Source organism: Methylorubrum aminovorans (assembly GCF_022179725.1).
Lineage (GTDB): Bacteria > Pseudomonadota > Alphaproteobacteria > Rhizobiales > Beijerinckiaceae > Methylobacterium > Methylobacterium aminovorans.
In genome coordinates, this window is sequence record NZ_BPRC01000010.1 from 66,234 (window position 1) to 90,554 (window position 24,321).

The window sequence follows — 24,321 nt, forward strand, 5'->3', positions numbered from 1 at the left end:
CGTGCCCGGTTATCTGCCCTTCGCGGGCGCCCTGAAGCTGCCCGCCTACACCTGCGACAATTGCGGTTTCTGGCAGCGCCATTTCGCGCCGCCGCCGCATTGCCCGATGTGCCTCGACGCCCGCCACGTCGTGCCGCAGGACGGCTGGCGCTTCCGCACCGCGCGCGAGGCGCAGGAGGCCTTTCCCTGCCACTGGGAGGAGTTGGAGCCCGGCGTCTGGCGCTTCTGGAACGAGCCGGTCTCCGGCATCGGCCCGAGCGCCTACCTGATCCGGACCGAGAACGGGAATATGGGCTTCGAGGGCTGCCCCGTCTTCAGCGAGGCGGCCCTCGACCAGATCGAGCGGCTCGGCGGCATGCAGGTGCTCTCGGCCTCCCACCCGCACTCTTACGGAGCGCTTGTGCAGCTCCAGGATCGCTTCGACCCGGAACTCTGCCTGCCGGCGGCCGACTTCACCTGGAGCGCGGCGCTCCAAGTGTCCTGGCCCTACGACGACTTCCTTGAGCCGCTGCCCGGCCTCGAACTGCACCGCACCGCCGGCCATTTTGACGGCCATGCCGTGCTGTTCGACCGTAAGCGGAAAATCTGCTTCTGCGGCGATGCCCTCAAGTTCGAGCTCGATCCGGGCGACGTCCGCAAGGCCCTGACGATCTCGGCGCACAAGGCCTTCGTGCGCGGCGTGCCGCTGACGGTGAGTGAGCTGCGCCTCTACCGCGACGTGTTCGAGCGCCTCGACTTCACACAGACCTGGACCCCGTTCGAGCCGGCGGCCAATGTCGGCCGGGCGGAGGTTTTGGCCCTGATCGACGCCATGCTCGGCAGCCGGCCCCATGCCGCGCCGGTGCCGTTGACGGATCTTGGCCGCGACCGCTGAACCGCCACGGCGACCTCCGCTTCACACGAGTACGAAGGCGATGGCCCGACATCGCCTTCGATCGTGGGCACACCCTGACCCAGCGCGGCGCGATCTGTAATTAGCAAATGTTACATCGGAAGCCTGGCTATTTCCCACAACTCGAACCGATCGCAGAGCAACAATGCAGAATTGTTGCCATGCACAGGCTTGGTGTTAATCATAAATTTACCGCCAAACCGAACATTTGCTGCAGGCACGAAGTCAAATAATTGGCAATCCAGCCAATGATTCGTCGCCACGTTCTGGCAAATACTATTCTGCATATTTCAGATAATGCGGAACAGGTTTGTCATGGGGGCTGTTCATGTTTGGCAAATCAAAATATAGTGAGGCACAGGCGAAGCTCGATGCTCTGGATCGATCGCTCGCTACCATTGAGTTTGCGATGGACGGCACCATCGTGGATGCCAACCAGAACTTCCTGGCCGCCGTCGGCTACGGGCTCGATGAGATCAGGGGGAAGCATCACCGCCTCTTCGTCGAAGCCGCCTATGCCGAGAGCGCCGAATACCGCGCCTTCTGGGACACGCTACGCGCCGGGCAATACGCATCGGGCGAGTTCCTCCGCCTCGGCAAATCCGGACGCAAGATCTGGCTGGAGGCGACCTACAACCCGGTGCTCGGGGCCGACGGTGCGCCGGAGCGCGTGGTGAAGTTCGCGACCGACATCACCGCCAAGAAGAACGAGACCAGCCGGCTCCTGACGATGATCGACGGCATGCCCGTCGCCGTCATGACCGCGGATCCGAAAGACGAGTTCAAGATCAACTATCTGAACCGGACCTCGGTGACGACGCTCTCCACGATCGAGGAGCACCTGCCGATCAAGGTTTCGGAGATGCTGGGGCGCTCCTTCGACGTGTTCCATAAGAACCCGCACCATCAGCGGGCGATGCTGGCCGACAGCCGCCGCCTGCCGCACCGCGCCAAGATCAAGGTCGGCCCCGAAACCCTCGATCTGCGTGTCTCGGCGATCAACGGGCCGGAGGGCGAGTATGTCGGTCCGATGGTGACGTGGTCGGTGATCACGGCTCAGGTTCAGATGTCGGCCGATGTCTCGCAGGTCGTCGAGGCGGTGCGGTCGGCGGTGGAGCGGATGGGGCACTCGGCGGAGGAATTGTCGCGCTCGGCCGAGGATGCCCGGCAGCGCGCCGCCTCCGTTGCCGCCGGCTCGGCCCAGATGACGGCCTCGATTCAAGAAATCTCGGGGCAGGTCGGCAGCGTCTCCGAGCGCGCCCAGAGGATCGCGGCGCAGGCCGAGACGACGGACGCCACCGTGCGCCAGCTCGCCGAGAACGCGCGCAAGGTCGATGCGGTGGTCGGGATGATCCGTTCGATCGCCGACCAGACCAATCTGCTCGCGCTCAACGCCACCATCGAGGCGGCCCGCGCGGGAGCGGCCGGCCGCGGCTTTGCCGTGGTGGCCGCCGAGGTGAAGGCGCTGGCCGAGCAGACGGCCCGGGCGACCGGCGAGATCTCCGGGCAGATCGCCGCGATCCAGAACGCCACCAGCGAGGCGGTCGAGGCCATCGGCACGATCACCGCGGCGGTGACGGATCTCTCGGGGCTGACGCTCGCCATGGCGAGTGCGGTCGAGGAGCAGGCGGCCTCGACGCACGAGATGTCCGGCAACATCGTCGGCGTCTCCTCGGCGGCGGATGCCACCGGCAGTCATGTCAGCGCGGTCCGCGCCATTGCAGAGGATCTCTCGACGCATTCCGCCGGGCTCGGCGCCAGCGTCGAGAAGTTCCTCAAGGCGAGCTGAGGACGGGACGGGGGATCGGGCCGATCGGGCGTGAGGCCGATGTGCCGAAGGTCACGAGAAGCGACGGCGTCATGCAACCGGTGGGCATCAGGAGGCTTATAACCACTTCAGCCCTCCGGGCGATCCGAACCCGTCACGCGTCATGATCGACAGCACGCGCCTTCTTCCGCCGGTCTCCGGCCTCTCGACCAACCCGATCCTGTTCGGCGTGTCGGAAGGCCTCGCCCGGCTTCTGCCGCTGCCGGAGGACGACACCTTCGCGTCTCTCCGGCCAGCGGCACTTGGAGAGGATCCGGCGCCCGGTCCGGCCCCAGCCGCTCCCGTGGTCAAGGCAGGGCCGACGGCCTGACGGGGAGGGCAGGGCCGCCCTGTTGCGGCCACGTTCATGGACAGACTGCGCCGCGACACGTTCCGCGGAGCCATTTCATCCCATGTCCTTCCTCCAGGGACTGCCGATCGCCGATCTCATCGCCCATTACGGCTATCTCGCCGTCTTCGTCGTCGTCGCGCTGGAGAGCGCGGGCGTGCCGATGCCGGGCGAAACCATCCTGATTTCCTCGGCGGTCTATGCCGGCAGCACCGGCAGCCTGAACGTCGTCCTCATCGTTGCAGCCGCGGCCGCGGCGGCGATCCTCGGCGACAATGTCGGCTATTGGGTCGGACGCCGTTGGGGCATGCCGCTGCTCTTGCGCTACGGCCACCTCATCGCCCTTGACCACGGACGACTGAAGCTCGGCCAGTACCTGTTCCGCGAGCATGGCGGAAAGATCGTGTTCTTCGGTCGCTTCACGGCGATGCTGCGCGCCTATGCGGCGGTGCTGGCCGGGGTGAACCGCCTCGATGCCCGCCGCTTCATGCTGTTCAACGGACTCGGCGGCCTCGCCTGGGCCGGCATCATGGGTTTCGGCGCCTATGCCTGCGGCCGCTCGATCGAGCACATCGTCGGCCCGGTCGGCCTCGCGCTACTGGCCTTCGTCGTCTTTGGCGGGGTGGCACTCTGGCTGTTCATGAAGCGGCACGAGGAGCGGCTGCTGGTCAAGGCGGAAGCGGCGATCCCCGGCCCGCTGGCGGACTGATTTTTTCCAACGGCACCCATGACGTCAGCCGCGAGAGCCCCTCGCCCCGCTTGCGGGGAGAGGGGGAAATCGACTCGGCGACCGCCGTCCTATCCCACCGCTGCCTTGATCGCCGCCGCGACGCGCTTCACGCCGCCGGAGACATCACCGCCCTTGAGATGAACTCGCAGCGCCCGGCGCTTGCGCTCGGACAGGACGGCGAAATCGCCCCGCGCCTGCGCCGCGATCACCGTCTTGAAACCGAGCTTGCGTCCGGGGATCGGCAGGTCGGCCGAGGGGTCGGCGGTGATCTGCAGGAACACGCCGGAGGCCGGACCGCCCTTGTAGGCCTGCCCCGTCGAGTGGAGGAAGCGCGGACCGAATTCCAGGCAGGTCGCGACCCGGCGCCCGTCGCGCAGGGCGAGACGGGCCTCCTGCAGGGGCGCGTGATACGCCTCGTTGCGTTCCACGTAGGCGAGCACGGCGACGTAGTCGCACGGCTTCACCCGCGCCAGATGCGCGGCCACGATCGCCTCGAAGCCTTCACCGGAGCGCAGGGCCTCGGCATTGGCGGCATCGGCGTAGAGCGCGACCGTCTGGTCCTCGAAGATCGGCGTCTCGGCCGGCAGCGCTCCGGTCTCCTCGGCCGCAGAAAAGAGCTTCTTCGTCTCGATCTTGCTCGCCTCGACGTCGGGCTGATCGAACGGATTGATGCCGAGCACCGCGCCCGCCACCGCCGTGGCGATCTCGAAGCGGAAGAATTCCTGCGGCAGCTGCTCCACCTTGTCGAGATCGATGCGCACCACCGGCTGCGCCTCACTCTCCAGGATCTTCACCGCCTCATCCTGGCGGGCATCGGCTTGGGCGGCGAGGCGCAGATACACGAACAGGCGATCCTCGCCGTACACGGCCGGCACGCCCACCGGCTCACCCTCGATCGGAATGATGCCAACGCCTTCCTTGCCGGTCGATTCGGCGATGAGCTGCTCGGCCCAGGTACCGAAGGTGTCGATACCAGGTGAGGCGATGATCGTGATCTTGTCGCGCCCGAACTCCTTGGCCGCCACGCCCATCGCCGCGCCGAGGCGCACGCCGGGATTGGCCGCGGGCGGCACCGCCGGCCCGCAGGAGCGGACCATCATCCGGGCGCTGTCGAGGAAGTCGCGGATCTCGACGCCGGCCGCCGCGGCGGGGACGAGACCGAAGGCTGACAGCACCGAATAGCGGCCGCCGATCTGCGGCACGCCGAGGAAGATCTTTCGGAAGCCGTCATCCTTGGCGGCCTTCTCCATCGCCGAGCCCGGATCGGTCACGGCAACGAAGTGGCGGCCCGCCTTGTCGGCCCCGACGACCTCCTTCATCCGGCCGAGGAAGTAGTCGCGGAACACGTTGGGCTCCAGGGTCGAGCCCGACTTCGAAGCGACGATGAAGAGGGTTTTCTCGAGGTTCACCGCGGCCTCGACGGCGCGCACCTCGTCCGGATCGGTCGAGTCGAGGATGCGCAGTTTCGGATAGCCCTCGCGATGGCCGTAGGTCGCGGCGATCACTTCCGGCCCGAGGCTGGATCCGCCCATGCCGAGCACCACCGCATCGGTGAAGCCCTCCGCCCGGATCTCCTCGGCGAAGCTCTCGTAGAGATCGACCCGCTCCAATTCGTCCTCGACGATGCGCAGCCAGCCGAGCCACTTATCCTCGTCGCGGCCGGTCCAGACGCTGGCATCGTGGGCCCAGAGGCGGCGGATGGCGCCGCTGGTGCGCCAGGATTCGACCGCTTTGTCGGTGGCCGCCTGGAGCGCGTCGTCGAACTTGAAGGTCTGGGCGTCGAGCCGGTGATCGAGGAAGGCCGTGCGCTTGCCCGCGACGGCGCCGAGCAGCGCGTCGGCGGCATCGACGAAGAGCTGCACGCCCTCGTCCACGAGCTGGCGGGCCACCGACTCGATGTCGATTCCGGCCTCAGCGAGCCGCGCCATCACGGTCTCGGCCTCGCCGATATTCTCTTCCAGCGTCGCCCGCACCCGGCCATGGTCGCGGAACGCGTCCATAGTGGACGGCGGCATCGTGTTGACGGTGTTCTTGCCGATCAGCTCCTCGACGTAGAGCACGTCGGAATAGGCCTTGTTCTTGGTCCCCGTGGAGGCCCAGAGCAGGCGCTGCGCCTTGGCCCCCTTGGCCTCAAGCGCCGCCCATTTCGGCCCGGAGAAGATGCGCTTGTAGCGCTGGTAGGCGAGCTTGGCGTTGGCGATCGCCACCTTGCCCTTCAGATCCTCGTAGCCGCCGATTTCGTCGAGCCGCTTGTCGACGAGGGTGTCGATGCGGCTGATGAAGAAGCTCGCGACGGACGCGACCCGCGAGACGTCGCCGCCCTTCTCTCCGAACTCGGTCAGGCCGTCGATGAAGGCGTGGGCGACCTCTTCGTAGACATCCTGCGAGAACAGCAGGGTGATGTTGACCGAGATGCCCTCCGCCGTGAGCTGGCGGATCGCCGGCAGGCCCGCGGGGGTGGCCGGCACCTTCACCATCAGGTTGTCGCGGCCGACCGCCTGATGCAGGCGGCGGGCCTCATTGAGGGTCTCCTCGGTGTCGAGGGCGAGGTAGGGCGAGACTTCGAGGCTGACATAGCCGTCGGCGCCGTCGCTCGACTCGTAAACGGACCGCAGCACGTCGGCCGCTGCCTGGATGTCGGCGATGGCGAGCCCCTCGTAGAGGTCGATGACGCGGGCGTCGCCGTGATCGAGTGCAGCCTTGAGGCTGTCGTCGTACTCGGCCGAGTGGCCGATCGCCTTCTCGAAGATCGCCGGGTTGGAGGTGACGCCGCGCAGGTCGTCCTTCTCGACCAGCGCCTTGAGTTCGCCCTTGGCGATGAAGCCGCGGGCCACGAAGTCGAGCCAGACCGCCTGCTCGTGCTCGGAGAAGAGGGCGTTCAGCGCGTTCATCTCGGTCGTCCTCGCGTGAAATTCTTTAAGGCGTCCCACACCGGTAGATAGGGCGATGCAGGCGCTTCAGCCCTCCCCGCTCTGCGGGGGAGGGTGGCCCGCGAAGCGGGTCGGGCGAGGGGAGCGCCGCTTCCCGAGAGTGCGGAGCCGGCCCCTCACCCGCCTGCTCCGCAGACGGGGAGGGTTGGAATCCGTGCTCTACTTCTTGTGCTTAGCCACCTGCGCGCGGGCGGCTTCGATCACCTTCTCGGCGGTGAAGCCGAACTTGCCGAGCAGGTCCTTGATCGGGGCCGAGGCGCCGAAGGTGTGCATGCCGACGATCGCGCCCGAGGAGCCGGCGTAGCGGTCCCAGCCGATGACGCTGCCCTGCTCCACCGCCACGCGCGCCAGCACGTCCGGCGGCAGGACGCTGTTGCGGTAAGCCTCGTCCTGGCGCTCGAACAGGTCCCAGGACGGCATCGAGACGACGCGGGCCTTCACGCCCTCGCCCTTCAGGGTCTCGTAGGCGCCGACGCAGAGCTGCACCTCGGAGCCCGTGCCGATCAGGATCACGTCCGGGGCGCCGTCGCAATCGGCGAGCACGTAGGCGCCCTTGGCGGTACCTGAGGCGGAGGCGTATTTCGAGCGGTCGAAGGTCGGCAGCGGCTGGCGCGAGAGCGCCAGTACCGCCGGCTGGTTCTTCAAGGAGAAGATCACCCGGTAGGCCTCGGCCACCTCGTTGGCATCGGCCGGGCGCAGCGTCACGAGACCGGGGATGCAGCGCAAGGACAGCAGTTGCTCCACCGGCTGGTGGGTCGGCCCGTCCTCGCCCACACCGATCGAGTCGTGGGTGAAGATGTGGAAGACCGGCAGTTCCATCAGCGCGGCGAGCCGGATCGGCGGGCGCATGTAGTCGGCGAAGACGAGGAAGGTCGCGCCGTAGGCCCGCAGGCCGACGAGGCCGAGGCCGTTCACGATCGAGCCCATGGCATGCTCGCGCACGCCGAAATGGATGTTGCGCCCGCCCGGCTCGAACGGGGTCAGCGAGCCCGCGCCCTCGAAGGTGAGGTTCGACTTGTTCGACGGCGCGAGATCGGCCGAGCCGCCGAGCAGGAACGGCACGTGCCGAGCGATGGCATTGAGCACCTTGCCCGAGGATTCGCGGGTGGCGAGGCCCTTGGCGTCGGGTTCAAAAACCGGGATGTCGCGGTCCCAGCCCTCGGGCAACCGGCCCTCGAGGAAGGCGGTGAGATCTTCGGCATGCGCCGCATCCGCCGCCTTGGCCTCTTCGAAAAAGCCCTGCCACTGGCTGTAGAGCGCGGCGCCGCGCTTGCCGATGCCCTCGGAGAAGGTGTCGTAGACGCCGTCCGGTACCAGGAATTCGGCATCCTCCGGCCAGCCATAGGCGCGCTTGGCGCCCTTGACCTCGTCGGGGCCGAGCGCGTCCGAGTGGGCCTTGGAGGTGTTCTGCTTGGTCGGGGCGCCGTAGCCGATGATCGAGTTGACGATGATCAGCGTCGGGCGATCGCTCGATTGCAGGAAGGTCTCGAGCGCCGAGGCGATGGCGTGGGTGTCGTTGGCGTCGGCCACCCGCAGCACCTGCCAGCCATAGGCGAGGAAGCGCGCGGCGACCTCCTCCGAGAAGGCGAGTTCGGTGTGGCCCTCGATGGTGATGGTGTTGTTGTCGTAGATCCAGCACAGGTTCGACAGGCGAAGATGCCCGGCGATCGAGGCGGCCTCCTGGGAGACGCCCTCCATCAGGTCGCCGTCCGAGCAGATGGCGTATACGTTGTAATCGAACAGCGGCAGGTCGGGCCGGTTCAGGCGCTCGCCCTTAAAGCGGCCGCCGATCGCCATGCCGACGGAATTCGCCACGCCCTGGCCGAGCGGGCCGGTGGTGGTCTCGACGCCGGTGGTGAAGTGGTATTCCGGGTGGCCCGGCGTCCGGCTGTCGAGCTGCCGGAACTTCTTGATGTCGTCGAGCGAGATGGCGGGCGCGTTGCCGCCGTCCTTCTCGGCCACGCGCGCCAAGTGCAGCAGCCCGTAGAGCAGCATCGAGGCGTGGCCCGCCGAGAGCACGAAGCGGTCACGGTTGGGCCAGTGCGGATGGGCCGGATCGTAGCGCAGATACCGGTTCCACAGGGTGTAGGCGACGGGCGCCAGCGCCATCGGCGCGCCGGCATGGCCGGAATTCGCCTTCTGCACCGCGTCGATCGCGAGCGTCCGGATCGTGTCGATCGCGAGCTTGTCACCCTCGCTCAGCGCCGCCTTCGGGCTCGTGTCTGCACCGCTCATGGAGTACCCGTCTTTCTCGCTTCCATTGCCCGTCTGCCGAACGGGATGCGCCTACTGCGCTGCAACGGATTCGCCTACCCTCGACTCGGAATGGTCCGCGCCGCTGCCTCGTTCCGTCGCCGGACCGATCGCGCGGCTGTAATTGAGGATCGTGTTCACGAGCGCAACATGCGTGAACGCCTGTGGGTAGTTCCCCACCAGCCGTTTTTCGCGCACGTCGTACTCCTCCGAGACCAATCCGAGATCGTTGCAGACGCCGATCAGGCGCTCGATCAGCGCGCGGGCCTCCTCGCAACGGCCGAGCCCGATCAGGTTGTCGGCGTACCAGAAGCTGCAGGGTAGGAAGGCGCCCTCGTTGCCGGGTAGCCCGTCAGTGGTCTGGCCTTCGGTTTCGTAGCGCAGGATGAAGCCGTCGCGCATCAGCTGCCGCTCGATCGCCGCCACCGTGCCGATCACGCGCGGATCGTCCTGGGGCAGGAAGCCCATATGCGCGACCAGCAGCAGGCTCGCGTCGAGCGCCTTGCTTCCGTAGGACTGGACGAAGCTGTTCAACTCCGGGTCGAACCCCTTCTCGCAGACCTCGGCGTGAATCTCGTCGCGGATCGCCTTCCAATGATCGACCGGCGGTTCCACGGAGTGCAGATCGTCCACGCCCATCATCTCGACGCTGCGGATCGCCCGATCGAAGGCAACCCAGGCCATCACCTTGGAGTGGACGAAGTGGCGCCGCCCACCGCGCACCTCCCAGATGCCTTCGTCAGGCTCGCGCCACGCGGTCTCGAGGTGCTTGATCAGCGCCTGTCCGACGCGCAGGCCCTCCTTGTTCTGCCCCATGCCGCCGGCGCGGGCCTGAAACAGCGCGTCGAAGACCTCGCCGTAGACGTCGAGCTGGAACTGCGCGATCGCCGCGTTGCCGACGCGCACCGGCTTTGAGCCCTCGTAGCCGGGCAGCCAGTCGAGTTCGATTTCCGGCAGGAGCCGCTCTCCGGCGATGCCGTAGAGGATGTGCGCCTGCTCCGGGTTGCCGGCCACCGCCCGGGTCAGCCAGTCGCGCCACGCGCGGGCCTCCTCCATGTAGCCCGAATCCATCAGTGCGAGCAGCGTGAAGGTCGAGTCGCGCAGCCAGCAGAAGCGATAGTCCCAGTTGCGCACCCCGCCGAGTTCCTCGGGCAGGGAGGTGGTGGGCGCGGCGACGATCCCGCCGGTCGGGCGGTAGATCAGCGCCTTCAGCGTCAGGAGCGAGCGACGCAGGATGTCGTTCCAGGGCGTCTCCAAGGTGCAGCGGCTCGACCATTCGCGCCAGAAGCGGTTGGTGTCGTCGAGCCAGCGGCGCGGCTCGATCGGGGCAGGGTCCTCCTCGTGCGAGGCGCCGTAGCTGAGGACGAAGCGGACCGCGTCGCCCTTGTAGACCGTGAATTCCGAGACCGTGGTCTGGCGGGTGGAGCCGCGCATCGGCGCGTTGGTGCGCAGCACCACCTTGTGCGGCCCGGAGATGGCGCGCAGGTCACCGAGTTCGCTGCGCGACACCCACGGTACCGCCGAGCCGTAATCGAAGCGCACCGCCAGTTCCATCCGCATCGCCATCCGGCCGCGCACGCCCTCGACGAGGCGGATGACGTGGGAACCGTCGCCGACGGGCATGAAATCGGTGACGCGGACCTCGCCCTCATGGGTCTTGTGCGTCGTCTCCAGCACCAGCGAGCCGGTGCGGTAGCGCCAGGAATGCTGCGCGCCCCCCGCTGCGGGAGCGAGCTTCCAGAAGCCGTGCTCCTCCGTTCCCAGCAGGCTCGCGAACAGCGCCGAGGCGTCGAAGCGCGGCATGCACAGCCAGTCGATGCTGCCGTCGCGCCCGACCAGGGCGGCGGTGCGGCCGTCTCCGATCAGGGCGTAATCCTCGATCCGTCCCGCCATCCCGGTCTCCGTCGTCGCGCCCGAGCCGAACGGCGCGGGGGATACGCGGGCTTCGGCTCTCTGACAGGGCATCACGCGCGCAAAGGCCGCCTCGCTGCGGAGGCGGGCGCAATCGCAGCTGTGCCCCGCGCGAAGTGGCGCAGCGGCCGCGCTTCGCAAGGTTTCCGGACTAAACGATTCTGAGAACGCCGGGCCGGTGCGCGGGCTCAGCGCAGTTCCGACACGAGGCTGACGACCGAGCTGCCGAGGCTCGTCACGCCGGTCGCAACACCCGTCGCCGCCCCGGTGCCGGCCCGGCGGGCCGCATCCCAGGCCGCATCGACGGCGGCGAAGGGGAGGGCGCCGGTGGGCAGGAAGCGGTCGTCCTCGTCCTCCGCGCGGGCCATCGCGGCGGGCGCCGGGACGACCGGCTCCGCGTTCTTCTGCGGGCTTGCCGGCTGGGTCGTCGCCATCCGGCTCGCGGGTGCGCGGCGGCGCTCGGGCCGGGCGGCGACGCGCGGAGGACGGGCCGCCGCCGGCGCGGCCTCGCTCGCCGCGACGAGGGGCATGAGGCGGGCGAAGGCTTCGCTGGCCGGCCCCGCCTCAACGTCGGCGAGGAGCGCCTTGCCCGGATCGAACACCGCGAGGCCAGGCGCCGCGGCCATGGCCGGAACCGGCCGCGACGAGCCGGCCGGTTCCATGGTCGGTCCCTTGGCCGGCTCGCGGCAGGCGAGCGACAGCAGCGCGGCCACCACGGCGAGGCCGAGCGTCGGAAGGAAGGGGGGAAGCACGGGGCGAGGGGTCGCGGACACATCCGGCTTCCGCAGCGGATCGACGACGCGCATGGACCGGCCCCTCTCGATGGATTCGTGAACGGCTTGAGTGTGCGCCCCGGTTTGCGGCAGAAGCGGGGCCGATCGATGTCCGGTTCGTAACGGTCGTCGCAGATCGTCGCGGATCGGGCGGCGCACGGCTTGCGTGTCAGCCGACCTGTGGTGCCATCAGCAAGTTCTTGAACATCTGCTCCTCCAAGTCCCACCCGCACGTCCTCCTCGAACGGATCGAACCATTCGGGCCTCGATGACCGAGACCAGCCTCACCGTCGCCGTGATCGACCCGAGCCCCGCTCGCGCGGCCATCCTGGAGGAGGGCCTCCGGGCCTCCGGCGTCGACAGGGTCGTCGTCCTGCCCGACGGGCCCGATCTCCAGGCACGGGTGGCGGGCCTCAAGCCCGACGTGATCGTGGTGCATCTGGAGAGCCCGAGCCGGGACGTGCTGGAGCAGATGTCGGGCCTGTCCCGGCAGGCGGAGCGGCCGGTGGCGATGTTCGTGGACCGCTCGGACCAGACCATGATGCAGGCGGCGGTCGATGCGGGCATCTCGGCCTACGTGGTCGATGGCCTGCGGACCGAGCGGATCCGCTCGATCCTCGACATCGCCATCCTTCGCTTCAACGCCTTCGCACGGCTCCAGCGCGAACTCGACGAGGCCCGCTCCGAACTCGCCGACCGCAAGCTGATCGAGCGGGCCAAGGGCATCCTGATGACGCGCAAGGGAATGAGCGAGGACGAGGCCTACAAGCTCCTGCGGCGGCAGGCGATGAACGAGAAGCGCAAGATCGTCGACATCGCCCGCGCCATCGTCACCGCAGCGGACCTGCTCGGATGAGAATCAGGCTCGGATACGTCCCGCTCACCGATGCCGCCCCCGTGATCGCGGCGGTGGAACTGGGCTTCGCGCGGGCCGAGGGGCTCGAGATCGCGCTGTCGCGCGAGCCGTCCTGGGCAACCCTGCGTGACCGGCTGGCGCTCGGCCATCTCGACGCCGCGCACATGCTCGGACCGCTCGCCATCGCCAGTGCGTTGGGGCTCTCGGGGCCGCAGGCGGACATCAGCGTGCCGATGGCGCTCGGTCTCAACGGCAATGCGGTGACCGTCTCGAACGCGCTCTGGGCGGCGATGGCCGCGAAGAGCGACGCACCTGACCAAGATCTCACCGATGTGGCGGCGGGCTTCGCCCGGGTCGCCCGCGCGCGGGCCGGGGAGGGACGTCCGCTCACCATCGGCACCGTGCATCCCTTCTCCAGCCATTCCTACCAGCTTCGCCTGTTCGCGGGTCTCGGCGGGCTCGACCTCGACACCGCGGTGCGCCTCGTCGTGGTGCCACCGCCCGATACGGTGGATGCGCTCCGGCGCGGACGCATCGACGGCTTCTGCGTCGGCGCGCCCTGGAACAGCGTCGCGGTCGCTGCCGGCCTCGGCCGGATCGCGGCGCTCGGCTGCGAGATCGCACCCGATTGCCCGGAAAAGGTGCTGGCCCTGCCTGCCGAGGGAGCGGAATTCATGCGTCCCCTGGTGCGGGCCGTCCATCGGGCCGGGCTGTGGTGCGCCGATCCGGCCAACCGCGTCGCCCTGAGTACCCTGCTCGCCGCGCGGGCCGAACTCGATTCGGATGCCGCGCTCATCGCCCGCACGCTCGCCGGTGCGCTGATCGTGGATGGCGGCGGGCGCGAGCGTGCGAACCCGGCCTATCTGCGCCTCGACGCCGCGACCCATCGGCCCGACCCCGCCCATGCCCGGTGGCTGGTGACGCAGATGATCGCCTGCGGGCAGGTCGCACCCGGCGGCGATGCGGCGGACCGGGGGGCCGCGCTCTACCGGCCGGACCTCTTCGAGGCGGCTATCGGCGGCTGAGCTGCGTTCGAGCGCGCCGAACCCGCTTGGGCTGCGCATCGCGGCATCAGCAGCCCATTTTTTGTGCAGCGCCGTCGATCTCTCGCCTGTCGAGCGCGTGCAATGCAGCAAACGACACGTTACGGCGGCCCCGCTTCGCCACCGTGGCCGCCCTGAATGTGTCCCCGCATCGGTCTCATACCCGTCCCGGTCGATTGGTCCGGTTCAGCGCCGCCCGTCCGGGGCGCTGCCAAGCGAATCCGGGATGACGCAAACGGCACCGAAGCGATCGAGCCGAGACCGGACCACGCTTCAAACCGCACCTGACACCTTCTTTGGCACGGCTCCTGCAAAGCCGTTCGCACGGGCTCGCCAACGGTGACGGGCCTCAAACGTCAGCAAAGCCGCTGATCCGGAATGCCCGCACGCGACGAATGTCGATCGCGCAGGCGATCCCCGGACAGCGGCTTTTTTCATGTGCAGACAGCGCACCGGAGCGAAGAGCGGATGAGCATCGATCACGGCAACACGACCCGTCGCGGCGTCCTCAAGGGAGCGGCGGCCGCCCTCGCCCTGGCGGGTGCCGCCCGCGCCGCCCTGCCGGCCGGTGCCTTCGCGCAGGGCGCGGGACCCGAGGTGAAGGGGGCCAAGCTCGGCTTCATCGCGCTCACCGACGCGGCCCCGCTCTTCGTGGCCAAGGAAAAGGGCATCTTCGCCAAGTACGGCCTGCCCGAGACCGAGGTGCTGAAGCAGGCGAGCTGGGGCACGACCCGCGACAACCTCGTGCTCGGCTCCGAGGGCAACGGCATCGACGGCGCCCACATCCTCAGCCCGATGCCCTACCTGATCTCGGCGGGCCGGGTGACGCAGAACAACGTGCCCGTGCCGATGTACATCATGGCCCGGCTCAACCTGAACGGTCAGTGCATCTCGATCGCCAAGGAGCACATCGACCACAAGATCGGCCTGGACACCAAGCCGTTCAAAGCCGTGCTGGAGGCCAAGAAGGCGTCGGGCAAGGCGGTGAAGGCGGCCATGACCTTCCCCGGCGGCACCCACGACCTCTGGATCCGCTACTGGCTCGCCGCCGGCGGCATCGACCCCGACAAGGACATCGAGACCATCGTCGTGCCCCCGCCCCAGATGGTGGCGAACATGAAGGTCGGCACGATGGACTGCTTCTGCGTCTGCGAGCCGTGGAACGAGCAGCTCATCCACCAGGGCATCGGCTACACCGCGATCACCACCGGCGAACTCTGGAAGGATCACCCGGAGAAGGCCTTCGCCATGCGCGCGGCCTGGGTCGACAAGTACCCCAACGCGGCGAAAGCCCTGCTGATGGCGGTGATGGAGGCCCAGCAATGGTGTGAGAAGCCCGAGAACCGCGACGAGATGGCGGCGATCGTGGCCAAGCGCCAGTGGATCAACGTGCCGGTGGCCGACGTCGTCGACCGGATGAAGGGCAAGTTCGATTACGGCACCGGCCGCATCGTCGAGAACAGCCCCTTCACCATGAAGTTCTGGGCCGACAACGCCTCCTACCCGTACCAGTCGCACGACCTCTGGTTCCTCACCGAGGACATCCGCTGGGGCAAGTTCGATGCGCAGACCGACACCAAAGCGCTGATCGGCAAGGTCAACCGCGAGGATCTGTGGCGTGAGGCCGCCAAGGCGCTGGGCGTCTCGGCGATCCCGACCTCCACCTCGCGCGGCGTCGAGACGCTGTTCGACGGCAAGGTCTTCGATCCCGAGAACCCCGCCGCCTACCTCGCCAGCCTCGGCATCAAGAAGGTCGCGTGATGGCTACCGGAGCAACCCTCGCGGCCACCCGCGAACGCGCCGCCGCCAAGGCCCGCGCGCCCTTCGTCACCCTGGCCGGCTTGCGCGGCGTCGCCGCCCGTGTCCTGCCGCCGCTCGTCGTCCTGGCGGGCTTCCTGCTCCTATGGGAGGTGCTGTGCTCCTCCCCCACCGCCGGCCTGCCGCCGCCCTCGCGGGTGGTGGCGGAGGCCTGGGACATCATCGTCGATCCGTTTTACGACAACGGCGGCACCGACAAGGGCCTGTTCTGGCATATCGCCGCGAGCCTGAAGCGCGTGGCTTTGGGCTTCTCGCTGGCAGTCGTGGCCGGCGTCCTGCTCGGCACGCTCGTCGGCCAGTCCGAATGGGCGATGCGGGGCCTCGACCCGATCTTCCAGGTGCTGCGCACGATCCCGCCGCTGGCGTGGCTGCCGCTCTCGCTCGCCGCCTTCCGCGACGGCCAGCCCTCGGCGATCTTCGTGATCTTCATCACCTCGATCTGGCCGATCATCATCAACACGGCGGTGGGCATCCGCAACATTCCGCAAGACTATCGCAACGTGGCCGCCGTCATCCGGCTGAACCCGATCGAGTTCTTCTACAAGATCATGCTGCCCTCGGCGGCACCCTACATCTTCACCGGTCTTCGCATCGGTGTCGGCCTGTCCTGGCTCGCCATCGTCGCGGCCGAGATGCTGATCGGCGGCGTCGGCATCGGCTTCTTCATCTGGGATGCGTGGAACTCCTCTCACATCTCCGAGATCATCGTCGCCCTCGTCTATGTCGGCCTCATCGGCTTCGTCCTCGACCGGCTGGTCGCCGGCGTCGGCGTGCTGGTGACCCGCGGCACCTCCGCAAGCTGAGGGACCAGAATCATGGCTCATCTCACTCTCTCACAGGTCGGCATCACCTTCCGCCGCGGAGCTAAGACCTCGGAGGTCCTGCGCGACGTGAACCTCGACATCGCCAAGGGCGAGTTCGTCTCGATCATCGGGCATTCCGGCTGCGGCAAGTCGACGGTGCTCAACATCGTCGCCGGCCTGCTCAAGGCCTCCACCGGCGGCGTGCTCCTCGACGGCAAGGAAGTGAACGCCCCCGGCCCCGACCGCGCCGTGGTGTTCCAGAACCACTCGCTCCTGCCCTGGCTCACCGTGCGCGAGAACGTGGCACTGGCCGTCGATAAGGTGCTCAGGGGCAAGAAGACCCGGACCGAGCGCGCTCAGTGGATCGAGCACAACCTCGCGCTGGTGAACATGATGCACGCCGCCGACAAGCGTCCGGCGGAGATCTCCGGCGGCATGAAGCAGCGCGTCGGCATCGCCCGCGCGCTGGCCATGGAGCCGACCGTGCTGCTGATGGACGAGCCGTTCGGGGCGCTCGACGCGCTGACCCGCGCCCACCTCCAAGACCAGCTCATGGAGATCCAGACGCGGCTCAGAAACACCGTCATCATGATCACCCACGACGTGGACGAGGCGGTGCTACTCTCCGACCGCATCGTGATGATGACGAACGGGCCCTCGGCCACCATCGGCGAGATCCTGCCCGTGCCGCTGGCCCGTCCCCGCCGCCGGCTCGATCTCGTGGAGGACGCGACCTACGTCCACGCCCGCGCCGCGGTGCTGGAATTCCTCTACGCCCGCCACGCCAAGCCGGCGCTCGCGGCCTGAATTCGTGAAGGGGGATCACGGGTTCATGAGCTCGAAGGACAGACTCGTCGTCGCCGGCAACGGCATGGCCTCGCTCCGCTTCCTCGAGCGGCTGACGGAGCGCGCGCCGGGTCGCTACGACGTGACGGTGGTCGGCGCGGAGCCGGTGGCGGCCTACAACCGGGTGCTGCTCTCCTCGCTGCTCGGCGGTGAGGTGGACGAGTCGGCCTGCAGCTTCCGCCCGCTCTCTTGGTACGAGGCACACGGCATCCGCCTCGTCACCGGCGCGCCGGTGACCGAGATCGACCGGGCGAACCGCATCGCGATGGTCGGGCAGACGCATGTCCTGCCCTACGACAAGCTGGTGCTGGCGGTGGGCTCGCTGCCGATCCGTCTGCCGCTGCCGGGCATCGACCTGCCGGGCGTCCTGACGTTTCGCGATTTCGCCGACGTGGCGGCGATCCGCAAGGCGGCGGTGGAGCACGCCAAAGCGGTCGTGATCGGCGGCGGGCTTCTGGGCCTGGAGGCCGCGGTCGGGCTCGCCCGGCTTGGCGTCGACACCACGCTGGTCCACGTCATGGACCGGGTGATGGAGCGCCAGCTCGACCACGCCGCCGCCCGCCTCGTGCGCGCGGCGATGGAGGCCCGCGGCGTCCGGGTGATGCTATGCGCCGACACGGCGGCGATCGAGGGCGACGGACGGGTCGAGCGGTTGGTGCTGAAGGACGGCACGGTGATTCCGGCCGATCTCGTGGTGATGTCGGTGGGCATCCGCGCCTCGACGGCGCTGGCGCAGGGCTGCGGGCTGACATGCGGGCGCGGCATCACGGTGGACGACCGGATGACCACCTCCGACCCGGCGATCCACGCGCTCGGCGAATGCGCCGAGCACCGGGGCGTCGTCTACGGCCTGGTCGAGCCCGCCTACGAACAGGCCGAGGTGCTGTCGCGGGTGCTTCTCGGCGAGGCGGCGGCCTATCCCGGCACGTCCCTTGCCACGAGCCTCAAAGTCTCGGGCCTGCCGGTCTTCTCCGCCGGTCTGGTCGACACGCCCGAGGGCGCCGAGGCGGTCGTGATGCACGACGCCGCCGCCGGGCTCTACCGCAAGCTGATCATCGTCGACGACCGCCTCGCAGGGGCAGTCTTCGTCGGCGATATCGCGGAGCAGGCACGCTGCAAGGAGCTGATCCGCTCCGGCGCGCCGCTTTCCCCCGACGACCGGGACGACCTGATGTTCGGCCCGGCCCCGAAAACCCTCGCAGCGTGAGTGAGGCAGCGATGGCAGACGAATTCAACGCCGAGCAGACGCGGTATCTCGAAGGCTTCGCCTCGGGCATCGCCGCCGCCCGGATGACCGGCGGCCTCGCGATCGGGCAGGGCGCACCCTCCGCCCCGCCCGCCGAGCCCACGGGGCCGGACGCGATCCACATCAAGGCGCAGGAGCGCACCGTGAAGGCGGGCGGCAAGCTGTGCGACCAGGAGAAGTGGAAGCGCGCCGAGAACCCCTTCGACGGCCATAATCGTCTGAAGGCGGAGGCCGCCACCGGCAAGGCTCCGAAACCCGAGGACAATTTCCGCTGGCGCTACCACGGCATGTTCTGGGTCGCGCCGAACCAGGTCTCCTATATGTGCCGGATCCGGGTGCCCAACGGCATCCTGAACCACTGGCAGTTCGCCGGCATCGCCGACCTCGCCGACGCCCATGGCGGCGCCTACAGCCACGTCACCACCCGCGCGGGCCTGCAGGTGCGCGAGATCAACCCTGAGCACGCGCAGCCCTTCCTCGACGGACTGACCGATCTCGGCCTGACCGCGCAGGGCGCGGGCGCCGACAACATCCGCAACGTCACCGGCTCGCCCGCCGCCGGCATCGATGCGCGGGAACTCTTGGACACGCGGCCCCTCACCAAGGCCTGGCACAACTGGATCCTGAACGACCGCTCGCTCTACGGATTGCCGCGCAAGTTCAACGTCTCGTTCGACGGCGGCGGCGTGACGCCGGCCCTGGAAGAGACGAACGACATCGGCTTCCAGGCGATTGAGGTGCTGGAGGGGGCAGCCGTCGCGCCGGGCGTCTGGATGCGCCTCGTGCTCGGCGGCATCTCCGGCCACAAGGATCTGGCCCGCGACACCGGAATCGTCCTCAAGCCCGAGGACTGCAATCGCGTGGCCGACGCGATCATCCGGGTCTTCATCGAGAACGGCGACCGGACCAACCGCAACAAGGCCCGGATGAAGTACGTCCTCGACGCCTGGGGCTTCGACAAGTACATCGCCGCCGTGGAAGAAAAACTTGGGCGCAAGCTCGACCGGGTCGATCCCGCCCACGTCGCGCCACGCCGGCCGACCGACCGCTTCAGCCATGTGGGCGTGCACAAGCAGGTCCAGCCCGGCCTGAACTGGGTCGGCGTGGTGCTGCCGGTGGGCAAGATGACCACCGACCAGATGCGCGGGCTGGCGAAGGTCGCGGCCGAGTGCAGCGACGGCCAGATCCGCATGACGGTCTGGCAGAACTTCATCTTCTCGGGCGTGCCGGATGCCAAGGTCGCCGAGGTCGAGGCCCGCGTCGAAGCGCTCGGTCTCACCATCAAGGCCGCCGGCATCCGCTCCGGGCTCGTCGCCTGCACCGGTGCCCGCGGCTGCAAGTTCGCGGCCTCGGACACGAAGGGCCACGCGATGATCATTGCCGACCACGTCGAGAAGACCGTGCCCGCCCTCGACGTGCCGGTGAATGTCCACCTCACCGGCTGCCACCATAGCTGCGCCCAGCACTATATCGGCGATATCGGCCTGATTGGTGCGAAGGTCGTCGTCTCGGAGGAGGGCGACACCGTCGAGGGCTACGACATCGTGGTCGGCGGCGGCTTTGCCGAGAATCCGAAGATCGGCACCGAGATCTGGAAGGCGGTCAAAGCCGAGGACGCGCCGTCCCGCGTCGAGGCGCTGCTCAACGCCTATCTCGCCCGCCGCCAGGGCCCGGAGGAGAGCTTCCAGGCCTTCACCGCGCGCACCGGCCCCGAGGCCCTGCGCGACGCCGCCGAAGAACAACCCGCCCTCAAGGCCGCCGCATGACCCAGCACGTCGCGCCCCCGCTCGTTCTCATCCCCGAGAGCGCCCCCTTCAACGCCGACCAGCGCTCCTGGCTGTCCGGATACTTCGCCGCGCTGCTCGGCCCGGCGGTCGAGGGCGCCACCGCGCTGGCGCCGGGCGAGGCGCCCTCGACAGGCCCCAAGCTCGCCGACAACGACGACGCGCCCTGGCACGACCCGTCGATGCCGATCAACGACCGCATGGCGATCGCGAAGGATCGCTCGGAGCCGCAGAAGCTGATGGCCGCCATGGCTCAGCAAGATTGCGGCCAGTGCGGCTACAACTGCGCCGACTACGCCAACGCGATCTTTCTGAAGAGCGAGGAGCGGCTGAACCTCTGCCAGCCCGGCGGCAAGGAAACGCTCCGGATGCTGAAGAAGCTGGAGGAGGAATTCGGCGCCTCGGCCGGCACGGCGGTCCCGAAGGCGGCGGCCGACGCGCCCAAGAAGGAGCCGGAACTCGGGCCGCTGGGCTATTGCCGCGAAAACCCGGTCGAGGCGACCTTCCTCTCCCGCACGCGGCTCAACGCGCCGGGCGGTGAGAAGGAGACCTGGCACATCGAGATCGACCTGAGGGACACGCCGATCGAGTACGAGGCCGGCGATTCCCTCGGTCTGTTCCCGGCCAACGCCCCGGCTCTGGTCGATGCGGTGATCGCCGAACTCGGCACGCGGCCCGAGCGGAAGATCGGCGGCAAGACCCTGCGCGACCGACTGCTCACCGACTACTCATTGGGTTCGGCGCCGGACAACCTGTACCAGCTCCTGTCGCTGCTGACCTCGGGCGAGGCGCGCAAGAAGGCGCAGGCGCTGGCGGCCGGCGAGGATCCGGACGGCGATGCCGCCTATCTCGACGTGCTCGGCGCGCTCCACAAGTTCCCCGGCGCACGGCCCGATGCCGAGGTGTTCCTGGAGGCCCTCGACGAGCTGCAGCCGCGGCTCTACTCGATCTCGTCCTCGCCGAAGATGGATGCCGGCCGCGTCTCGCTGACCGTCGATGCCGTGCGCTACAACCACCGCTCGCGGCTGCGCCTGGGCGTCGCCTCGACGCATCTCGGCGAGCGTCTTCCCGAGCAGACCAAGGTCCGGATCTACCTGCAAAAGGCGCACGGCTTCGGCCTGCCGGAGGATCCGGGCAAGGACGTGATCATGTGCGGCCCCGGCACCGGCGTCGCGCCGTTCCGCTCCTTCCTGCGCGAGCGCGCGGCGACGAAGGCGCCCGGCCGCAACTGGCTGTTCTACGGCCACCAGCGGCAGGCGACCGACTTCTTCTACAAGGACGAGCTGAACGGCCTGAAGGACGAGAAGGTGCTGACCCGCCTCTCGCTCGCATGGTCGCGCGACGGCACGGAGAAGACCTACGTGCAGGACCGGATGCGCGAGAACGGCGCCGAACTGTGGAAGTGGCTGGAAGGAGGCGCCCATTTCTACGTCTGCGGCGACGCCAAGCGGATGGCCAAGGATGTGGAGCGGGCGATCATCGACGTCGCCGCGCAGCACGGCGGCAAGAACCCCGACGAGGCGGTGGCCTATCTCGCCGCCCTGAAGAAGGCCGGGCGTTACCAGGCCGACGTGTACTGAAGCATCGGTCCCGTCGTCATTCCGGGGCCGCGCAGCGGAACCCGGGATGACGGAGAGGCATACCCGAACGGATCAACCGGAAACCGTATCACCCCACCGGGTTCACCCGCGGATCGGCGCGCAAGTGGGCCACGGCGAGATCGACGAAGGCGCGGGTCTTGGCCGGGGCCCGCCGCCCCTCGGGGCTGACCACGTGGATCGGGACCGGCGCCTCCTCGTCGTCGCTGAGCAGGATGCGCAGGCGCCCCTCCGCCACCGCCGACGCGGCCTGATAGGACAGCAGCCGCACGATTCCCCACCCGTCGAGAGCCGCGGCGAGCGCCGCGTCGACGGTGTTGCAGGTGAGGCGGGAATGGACGGCGACCGCGATGCGCCGCTCGAGTCCGAACCGCCATTCCGGCAGAGCACCGGAGTTCGACGTGCCGATCACCGCGTGTTCGCGCAGGTCGCGGGGCGTTTCGGGCACGCCGTGCCGTTCGAGATAGCTCGGCGCGGCGCAGACGACCCGGCGGACGCTGCCGACGCGGATCGCGCTCAGCCCGGAATCAGCGAGGTGCCCGATCCGCACGCCGACATCGATGCCCTCCTCCATCATGTTGACGATCCGGTCGAGGAACAGCGCGCGGATCGATACGGCCGGATGGCGCGCGAGATAGTCCGTGACCACCGGTAGAACGTAGAGGCGGCCGAAATGCACCGGCGCCGTCAGCGTCAGCACACCGGTCGGCGTCGCGGTCGAACCGGCGGCGGCAGCCTCGGCCTCCGCGATCTCGGACAGGATCCGGCGGCAATCCTCGAGATAGCGGCCGCCCGCGTCCGTCAGCTTGACCGAGCGCGTGGTGCGGATGAACAGCCGCGCGCCGATGGCGGTTTCGAGCGCGGCAACCGCACGGGTGACGGCGGCCGGACTCATGCCGAGCGCCCGGGCCGCTCCGGCGAAGCCGCCACTCTCGGCGACCCGTACGAACACGCGCATTCCCTGCAGCCGATCCATGACGGCTCCCTCCGGAAACCCTTCGTGGCGAGCAGAGTGGCGATTGTTCCGCACAACGCAACAGTGGCTTGTCGATTATGCTGGTTCACCTCGCGGCCCAGAGAGAGTGTGATCGATCCACAGCCGATCCTGCGGCTCGCGGAGACACCCCATGAAGCTCTACAGCCTGACGCTCTCGGGCCACGCCCACCGAGCGCGCCTGTTCCTGTCGCTGCTCGGTCTGCCCTTCGAGACCGTCGAGGTCGACTTTGCCGGCGGTCAGAACCGATCGCCGGACTTCCTGGCGATCAATTCGTTCGGGCAGGTTCCCGTCCTGGACGACGCTGGCGTGATCGTGCCGGATTCGAACGCCATCCTCGTCTATCTCGCCAAGAAGCTTGGGCGCGGCGACTGGCTGCCCGAGGATGCGGAAGGAGCGGCACGCGTCCAGCGCTGGCTCTCGGTTGCGGCCGGCCCCATTGCCAACGGCCCCTGCGCCGCCCGGCTCGTCACGCTGTTCGGGGCGCGCTTCGATGCAGCGGAGGTGATCGCCCGCGCCCATCAGATCCTGGCGCTGATCGATGCGGAGCTGTCGGCGCGCGACTGGCTCGCCGCCGAGCGGCCGACCATCGCCGACGTGGCGCTCTACAGCTACATCGCCGCCGCTCCTGAGGGGAACGTCGATCTCGCGGCCTACGGGCATGTCCGCGCGTGGCTCGCCCGCATCGAGGCGCTGCCCGGCTACGTGGCGCTTCCGACCTCGCCGGTCGGCCTGAACGCGACGGGAGGTTCGGCATGAGCGCGCAGACCGCAGCCCCATCCTGGCCCTGGCACCGGGGCGAGGTGGCGCTCCAAGAGCATGTCGGCATCGCCGGGCGGATGGCGGAACTCGGACCGCGGATGATCCGCGATCACCTGAACGCGCAGCACCAGGCGTTCTTTCCGCTGCTGCCGTTCGCGGTGCTGGGCAGCGTGGACGGGGAGGGGCGCCCCTGGGCGACCCTGCATGAGGGTGCGCCGGGCTTCCTCCACGCGCCGGACCCGCTCCACCTTCGGGTGGAGTCGCCCCGCGATGCAGACGATCCCGCCGAGGCGGGATTGGGGGATGGAGCGGGTGTGGGTCTGCTCGGGATCGAGCTGGCCACGCGCCGCCGCAACCGCCTGAACGGACGGATCGAGCGGAGCGGTCCGGAGGGGTTCGCAATCCGGGTCAAGGAGAGCTTCGGCAATTGTCCGCAATATATCCGCGTTCGGCACGAGGTGGATCCGGATCGGGCGCGCGAATCCGGGCCGCGCCCTCGCGTGTCGGACCGGCTCGACGCGGCAGCGCGAGCGGTGATCGCGGCAGCGGAGACCTTCTTCGTCGCGAGCGCCGTCGAGGCGGCAGATGGCGGATGGCAAGTCGATGTCTCGCACCGGGGCGGTCCGGCCGGCTTCGTGCGGATCGGAGCCGACGACTGCCTCACGATCCCCGACTATTCCGGAAACCGCTGCTTCAACACCCTCGGCAACATGTTGGAGAACCCGCGGGCGGGCCTCGTCTTTCCGGATTTCACGACCGGTGATCTGCTGCAGATGAGCGGGCGCACCGAAATCGTGCTCGATCCGGTGGAGGAGGAACGGAGCAAAGGCGCCGAGCGCCTGTGGCGGTTCGTGCCGGAGCGGGTCGTTTTCCGGGCGGGCGCGCTGCGGCTGCGGTTTGTCACCGATGTGGCGTAGAGACTCGT

The 24,321-nt window shown here is 68.6% G+C and carries 19 protein-coding genes; 14 read left to right on the plus strand and 5 right to left on the minus strand.

The genetic code is table 11. From position 1 onward, the window contains the following. The first annotated feature begins 1 nt into the window (after position 1). The 4 genes from MFF24_RS15200 (at position 2) to MFF24_RS15215 (ending at position 3,757) form a co-directional block, all read left to right on the plus strand. The gene (locus MFF24_RS15200) at positions 2–874 is read left to right on the plus strand and encodes an MBL fold metallo-hydrolase (RefSeq protein WP_238225289.1); all 873 of its coding nucleotides are present in this window, start codon (positions 2–4) and stop codon (positions 872–874) included. A gap of 346 nt (positions 875–1,220) precedes the next feature. After that, positions 1,221–2,681 carry a methyl-accepting chemotaxis protein gene (locus MFF24_RS15205; RefSeq protein WP_238225290.1) on the plus strand — a complete coding sequence of 487 codons (1,461 nt, stop codon included), beginning with the start codon at positions 1,221–1,223 and terminating at the stop codon, positions 2,679–2,681. A gap of 142 nt (positions 2,682–2,823) precedes the next feature. After that, positions 2,824–3,030, plus strand: a complete 207-nt coding sequence (locus tag MFF24_RS15210) for a hypothetical protein (RefSeq protein ID WP_238225292.1) — start codon at positions 2,824–2,826, stop codon at positions 3,028–3,030. 82 nt (positions 3,031–3,112) lie between these two features. Further along, the gene (locus tag MFF24_RS15215) at positions 3,113–3,757 is read left to right on the plus strand and encodes a DedA family protein (protein ID WP_108942221.1); all 645 of its coding nucleotides are present in this window, start codon (positions 3,113–3,115) and stop codon (positions 3,755–3,757) included. An 89-nt stretch (positions 3,758–3,846) separates the two neighbouring features. On the opposite strand, the gene MFF24_RS15220 is transcribed toward MFF24_RS15215, so the two are convergent. The 4 genes from MFF24_RS15220 to MFF24_RS15235 all read right to left on the minus strand — a co-directional run bounded on the left by MFF24_RS15220 (position 3,847) and on the right by MFF24_RS15235 (position 11,645). Next, the gene (locus tag MFF24_RS15220; RefSeq protein ID WP_238225294.1) at positions 3,847–6,669 is read right to left on the minus strand and encodes a bifunctional transaldolase/phosoglucose isomerase; all 2,823 of its coding nucleotides are present in this window, start codon (positions 6,667–6,669) and stop codon (positions 3,847–3,849) included. Between the two features lie 198 nt (positions 6,670–6,867). Continuing rightward, entirely contained in the window at positions 6,868–8,943 is a 2,076-nt protein-coding gene (gene tkt / locus MFF24_RS15225; protein WP_238225296.1) for a transketolase, read from the minus strand. A gap of 51 nt (positions 8,944–8,994) precedes the next feature. Continuing rightward, entirely contained in the window at positions 8,995–10,854 is a 1,860-nt protein-coding gene (locus MFF24_RS15230) for a glycoside hydrolase family 15 protein (protein WP_238225298.1), read from the minus strand. A 206-nt stretch (positions 10,855–11,060) separates the two neighbouring features. Then, a complete protein-coding gene (locus tag MFF24_RS15235) occupies positions 11,061–11,645 on the minus strand; it encodes a hypothetical protein (protein ID WP_238225300.1) in 585 nt (194 codons plus the stop codon). Between the two features lie 268 nt (positions 11,646–11,913). Between MFF24_RS15235 and MFF24_RS15240 the strand changes: the two genes are divergently transcribed. From MFF24_RS15240 to MFF24_RS15275, 8 genes are all read left to right on the plus strand, one after another. Continuing rightward, entirely contained in the window at positions 11,914–12,501 is a 588-nt protein-coding gene (locus tag MFF24_RS15240; RefSeq protein ID WP_108942211.1) for an ANTAR domain-containing response regulator, read from the plus strand. Continuing rightward, entirely contained in the window at positions 12,498–13,526 is a 1,029-nt protein-coding gene (locus tag MFF24_RS15245; protein ID WP_238225302.1) for a CmpA/NrtA family ABC transporter substrate-binding protein, read from the plus strand. The genes MFF24_RS15240 and MFF24_RS15245 overlap by 4 nt, the downstream gene beginning before the upstream one ends. Positions 13,527–14,012: 486 nt before the next feature. After that, positions 14,013–15,305 (plus strand): CmpA/NrtA family ABC transporter substrate-binding protein, encoded by a 1,293-nt coding sequence (locus MFF24_RS15250; RefSeq protein ID WP_238225304.1) that lies wholly within the window; start codon positions 14,013–14,015, stop codon positions 15,303–15,305. Next, positions 15,305–16,165: a nitrate ABC transporter permease gene (gene ntrB, locus MFF24_RS15255; RefSeq protein ID WP_133091348.1), complete on the plus strand. Its 861-nt coding sequence runs from the start codon at positions 15,305–15,307 to the stop codon at positions 16,163–16,165. Before MFF24_RS15250 ends, ntrB begins: the two co-directional genes overlap by 1 nt. A 12-nt stretch (positions 16,166–16,177) precedes the next feature. Then, the gene (locus MFF24_RS15260) at positions 16,178–16,972 is read left to right on the plus strand and encodes an ABC transporter ATP-binding protein (protein WP_133091347.1); all 795 of its coding nucleotides are present in this window, start codon (positions 16,178–16,180) and stop codon (positions 16,970–16,972) included. A 25-nt stretch (positions 16,973–16,997) separates the two neighbouring features. After that, positions 16,998–18,218 (plus strand): NAD(P)/FAD-dependent oxidoreductase, encoded by a 1,221-nt coding sequence (locus MFF24_RS15265; RefSeq protein ID WP_238225306.1) that lies wholly within the window; start codon positions 16,998–17,000, stop codon positions 18,216–18,218. A gap of 11 nt (positions 18,219–18,229) precedes the next feature. Then, positions 18,230–20,023: a NirA family protein gene (locus MFF24_RS15270; protein WP_238225308.1), complete on the plus strand. Its 1,794-nt coding sequence runs from the start codon at positions 18,230–18,232 to the stop codon at positions 20,021–20,023. After that, positions 20,020–21,621, plus strand: a complete 1,602-nt coding sequence (locus MFF24_RS15275; protein ID WP_238225310.1) for a sulfite reductase subunit alpha — start codon at positions 20,020–20,022, stop codon at positions 21,619–21,621. The genes MFF24_RS15270 and MFF24_RS15275 overlap by 4 nt, the downstream gene beginning before the upstream one ends. Before the next feature lie 88 nt (positions 21,622–21,709). Here the strand turns inward: MFF24_RS15275 and MFF24_RS15280 are convergent, their stop codons facing one another. Next, complete coding sequence (locus MFF24_RS15280) at positions 21,710–22,615, minus strand: LysR family transcriptional regulator (RefSeq protein ID WP_238225311.1); 906 nt, start codon at positions 22,613–22,615, stop codon at positions 21,710–21,712. 151 nt (positions 22,616–22,766) lie between these two features. On the opposite strand from MFF24_RS15280, the gene MFF24_RS15285 reads away from it, so the two are divergent. Further along, entirely contained in the window at positions 22,767–23,393 is a 627-nt protein-coding gene (locus MFF24_RS15285; protein ID WP_238225312.1) for a glutathione S-transferase family protein, read from the plus strand. Further along, positions 23,390–24,313, plus strand: a complete 924-nt coding sequence (locus MFF24_RS15290) for a pyridoxamine 5'-phosphate oxidase family protein (protein ID WP_238225313.1) — start codon at positions 23,390–23,392, stop codon at positions 24,311–24,313. Before MFF24_RS15285 ends, MFF24_RS15290 begins: the two co-directional genes overlap by 4 nt. The last annotated feature ends 8 nt before the right edge of the window (positions 24,314–24,321 follow it).

What these genes read in the sequence shown, in the direction of transcription:
- MFF24_RS15215 (WP_108942221.1), top strand. Translation starts at nt 3,113, where the DNA reads ATGTCCTTCCTCCAGGGACTGCCGATCGCCGATCTCATCGCCCATTAC.
- MFF24_RS15230 (WP_238225298.1), bottom strand. Translation starts at nt 10,854, where the DNA reads ATGGCGGGACGGATCGAGGATTACGCCCTGATCGGAGACGGCCGCACC.
- MFF24_RS15240 (WP_108942211.1), top strand. Translation starts at nt 11,914, where the DNA reads ATGACCGAGACCAGCCTCACCGTCGCCGTGATCGACCCGAGCCCCGCT.
- MFF24_RS15220 (WP_238225294.1), bottom strand. Translation starts at nt 6,669, where the DNA reads ATGAACGCGCTGAACGCCCTCTTCTCCGAGCACGAGCAGGCGGTCTGG.
- MFF24_RS15265 (WP_238225306.1), top strand. Translation starts at nt 16,998, where the DNA reads ATGAGCTCGAAGGACAGACTCGTCGTCGCCGGCAACGGCATGGCCTCG.
- MFF24_RS15210 (WP_238225292.1), top strand. Translation starts at nt 2,824, where the DNA reads ATGATCGACAGCACGCGCCTTCTTCCGCCGGTCTCCGGCCTCTCGACC.
- MFF24_RS15205 (WP_238225290.1), top strand. Translation starts at nt 1,221, where the DNA reads ATGTTTGGCAAATCAAAATATAGTGAGGCACAGGCGAAGCTCGATGCT.
- MFF24_RS15250 (WP_238225304.1), top strand. Translation starts at nt 14,013, where the DNA reads ATGAGCATCGATCACGGCAACACGACCCGTCGCGGCGTCCTCAAGGGA.
- MFF24_RS15285 (WP_238225312.1), top strand. Translation starts at nt 22,767, where the DNA reads ATGAAGCTCTACAGCCTGACGCTCTCGGGCCACGCCCACCGAGCGCGC.
- MFF24_RS15275 (WP_238225310.1), top strand. Translation starts at nt 20,020, where the DNA reads ATGACCCAGCACGTCGCGCCCCCGCTCGTTCTCATCCCCGAGAGCGCC.
- tkt (WP_238225296.1), bottom strand. Translation starts at nt 8,943, where the DNA reads ATGAGCGGTGCAGACACGAGCCCGAAGGCGGCGCTGAGCGAGGGTGAC.
- MFF24_RS15260 (WP_133091347.1), top strand. Translation starts at nt 16,178, where the DNA reads ATGGCTCATCTCACTCTCTCACAGGTCGGCATCACCTTCCGCCGCGGA.
- MFF24_RS15245 (WP_238225302.1), top strand. Translation starts at nt 12,498, where the DNA reads ATGAGAATCAGGCTCGGATACGTCCCGCTCACCGATGCCGCCCCCGTG.
- ntrB (WP_133091348.1), top strand. Translation starts at nt 15,305, where the DNA reads ATGGCTACCGGAGCAACCCTCGCGGCCACCCGCGAACGCGCCGCCGCC.
- MFF24_RS15290 (WP_238225313.1), top strand. Translation starts at nt 23,390, where the DNA reads ATGAGCGCGCAGACCGCAGCCCCATCCTGGCCCTGGCACCGGGGCGAG.
- MFF24_RS15280 (WP_238225311.1), bottom strand. Translation starts at nt 22,615, where the DNA reads ATGGATCGGCTGCAGGGAATGCGCGTGTTCGTACGGGTCGCCGAGAGT.
- MFF24_RS15270 (WP_238225308.1), top strand. Translation starts at nt 18,230, where the DNA reads ATGGCAGACGAATTCAACGCCGAGCAGACGCGGTATCTCGAAGGCTTC.